4 protein-coding genes are annotated in these 2,923 nt (G+C 28.5%); 3 read left to right on the top strand and 1 reads right to left on the bottom strand.

The annotated features are described in order from the left end of the window. The coding region (locus tag ABDH49_06335) for a glycosyltransferase (GenBank protein ID MEN3046580.1) at positions 1-486 on the top strand (486 nt) is incomplete at its 5' end. A gap of 323 nt (positions 487-809) precedes the next feature. Here the strand turns inward: ABDH49_06335 and ABDH49_06330 are convergent. Further along, a complete protein-coding gene (locus tag ABDH49_06330) occupies positions 810-1,619 on the bottom strand; it encodes an aldo/keto reductase (protein MEN3046579.1) in 810 nt (269 codons plus the stop codon). A gap of 368 nt (positions 1,620-1,987) precedes the next feature. On the opposite strand from ABDH49_06330, the gene ABDH49_06325 reads away from it, so the two are divergent. Both ABDH49_06325 and ABDH49_06320 read left to right on the top strand, forming a co-directional pair. Then, positions 1,988-2,302 carry a hypothetical protein gene (locus tag ABDH49_06325; protein MEN3046578.1) on the top strand — a complete coding sequence of 105 codons (315 nt, stop codon included), beginning with the start codon at positions 1,988-1,990 and terminating at the stop codon, positions 2,300-2,302. Between the two features lie 19 nt (positions 2,303-2,321). Continuing rightward, positions 2,322-2,923, top strand: a 602-nt coding sequence (locus ABDH49_06320) for a hypothetical protein (GenBank protein MEN3046577.1), incomplete at its 3' end; no start/stop codon positions are given.

Raw genomic sequence — 2,923 nt, 5'->3', positions numbered from 1 at the left:
GATTATGGGTGTACTTTGAGAGCCTACAAAAGATATGTTGTAAAGAATTTAAGGCTTTATGGGGAGATGCATCGTTTTCTGCCTGCCCTCTGTGTGTATCAGGGAGCAAAGTTAAAAGAAGTAGAGGTTAAGCATAAAAAGAGATTAAAAGGTAAAAGTAAGTATGGTCTTAAAAGGACCTTTAAAGTTCTCTTAGATCTTTTAACTGTTAAGTTTATGGGTGACTATTTTTTAAAGCCAATGCACTTTTTAGGTCTTTTTGGACTGATTTTTATTCTTTTAAGCTTAATTTTTTTATTTTGGTCCCTGTATGATTTCTTTTTTTTAAAATTAGACATTTTCAGAAATTTAAAAACGTTTATTGCTCTGATCTTTTTTATCCCCTCTGTTAACTTTATACTTACAGGGCTTTTGATGGAGATTTTAATAAGGGTCTATTTTGAGTCGCAGGATAAAAAACCATTTGTTATTAAAGAAAAAATTTAGAGATCCCCCTTTTAACCCTAATATCCTGACTTTTTATAACCCGATAACGCTATAATTCTATAAACTGTAAACGCAAGTCAAAACAGCTTGAAAGTCCAATGGCAAAGATAAATACGCTTCTTGTACCAATATACTGTCCCACAGAAGAGTATAAGGAAGAACACAGTAGGCCTTTACAAGTTGAAACTAAAAAGAGATCATATTTATAGCTAATCCTATAGATGGCCATGGAAAGTGGATTTTGTCATAATAGTGACTTAGAAAGCTCTATTTGTAGATTTTTATAAGACTTAGTCTTAGATTTTTGCTTTTTGTAAGAGCCCCTAATAGTTAGCAAAGGTTTCCTCTATTTTTCTCAAGTCCTCTTCTTCAAGTTTTATTTTAATTGAATCAAGGTTTTCCTTTAAATGCTCTATACTTTCAGTTTTAAATATCAAAATTATTTTTCCTGTTCTAGCAAGAAAATTTAACACGATTTGAAGTGGTTTTGCATCATATTTTCTCGCAATATCTTCAATAATTTTCCATCCCTTAGTCCCTTTCGGTATTTTTCCTTGCCAAAAAGGTGAATAACCAGAAACAGTTATATCGTTTTTTTCACAAAAAGGTAAAATTTTATCTTCAACATACTTAAAATTAGAGAGGTTATATTCTATCTGATTATTAACTATTTTAAAGGGCTTAAAAATTTCAGTTACTTTGTTTAATTCAGGTATTTCAAAGTTACTTACACCAGCGTATCTTATTTTTCCTGTTTCAATTAACTTTGCGAAGGCGGAGAAAGTTTCAGAAAGGTTAACGTAGGGTTCATACCAGTGAAGTAAATAAAGGTCAATATAGTCTGATTTAAGTTTTTTAAGACTTTTTTCGCAGGCAGTGATTGTTCCGTTGAAACTAGCATTATGAGGTAAAACCTTACTTGTTATAAAAATTTTTTCTCTAGCGATTCCCTTTATTGCCTCTCCTATAACCTCTTCAGCAATACCGTACATTTCAGCAGTATCTATGTGATTTAATCCGATTTCCAACGCGTATCTAATTGTTTCAATCATCTTCTTTTTATTTCTTATATCCCAGGTTCCTAATGTAAAAATTGGAGTTTCTTCGTTTCCCAACTTTACTTTTGGTATCATCTATAATTATAAAATAAATACTTTGATAAAGCCTTGTAAAATTTGAGATAATTAAATTTTTAAGTGATTCTATGATTTTTAAAGGTATATAAGTATTTATGGATTTCTAATTTGGGGATCTTTGAATAGACTTTTGGTACTGAATTAGCCAAAAGATTTTTTTGTGTTTGTCACTTTTTGGTTTTATGCTTAAATATCTTATTTTTTAAAAAGTATTTTGTTTATGATAAAGAGGAGTATTTTTGTTAGGGCAATTTAAAAATGAATATGATTGAAATTAAGGGGTTTTTAAATTGCGTTGGCAAATAGGGTTAAGATTAAAGATACATTTTTGATTTTTAGTTTATTTCGGCTATATTATTTTAACGATGGAAGTAGCATTAGGTTCACTTGGTGTAGGTTTTACATTGCTTGCTTTTGCAATAGGTTATATGGCGTGGAGGAATGGAAAGATTATAAGAGAAAATACTATGGCTATAATTAAAAGTATGGATGAAGGATTTAGAAGAATAGATGAAGGATTTAGAAAAATGGATGAGGGATTTAAAAGAATGGATGAGGGATTTAGAAAGACCTGGGAAAAAATGGATGACAGTTTTAGACTGATTGCTCTTTTTATTCTTGCAGAAACAAAAGAGGAAAAGAAAGAACTTGCTAAAAGAATTCTTGGTGAAAAAGGATAGGTTATAAAAGTTTTGAAAAATGGAGTTTGAAAATTATTTAAAAGAGATTAATTTTAAAATTATTAATTTTTGTAAAAAGTATAATTTTTTTGACCATAAAGATGATCTAACAGGAGAAGCATATATCTGTTTTCAAAAATGTAAAGAAAAATTTAAGGGAGATAAAGAGGATGATGAAGAACTTGAAATAATTGGGAAGGTAAGAAGTGATAATATTTTGGATAAATTTGAGAAGTTCTTTTATAAATTAAAAGAGGAAGAAATCTGGTTTATAGATTTAATAAGGCAGGGGTTTAATTTAAAGGAGGTTTCAGAAAAATTAGATATTTCCTATGAAAAGATAAAAGATATATGGAGTGAAATAAAAAAGAAGATTGATTTTAAAAATAAAAGTAGGAAAGAAATAAGAAAAGAATGGAAAAATAGAAATCCTGATTATTTTAAAAATTGGAGAAAGACGAAATCTTTATATATGAGAAAATATATGAGTTTAAGAAGAATGATAAAGAATAGAAATTTTTTGAATGTTTTAAATAAATTTTTGTTGGAATTATGTGGATGTGAAAGAGTAGTATTGAGTGAATTTAAAAGAAGTGTAGATTATATAAATTTAAAATGTAA

The sequence above is a fragment of the Candidatus Hydrothermales bacterium genome (assembly GCA_039630235.1).
In the GTDB taxonomy this organism is placed as follows: Bacteria; Hydrothermota; Hydrothermia; order Hydrothermales; family JAJRUZ01; genus JBCNVI01.
The sequence above is the reverse complement of the archived record's forward strand: the minus strand, read 5'-3'. Positions and strand labels throughout refer to the sequence as shown.

Bases quoted from the DNA above. Each gene is read 5' to 3' on its own strand.
- ABDH49_06325 (MEN3046578.1), top strand. From the start codon at position 1,988: ATGGAAGTAGCATTAGGTTCACTTGGTGTAGGTTTTACATTGCTTGCT.
- ABDH49_06330 (MEN3046579.1), bottom strand. From the start codon at position 1,619: ATGATACCAAAAGTAAAGTTGGGAAACGAAGAAACTCCAATTTTTACA.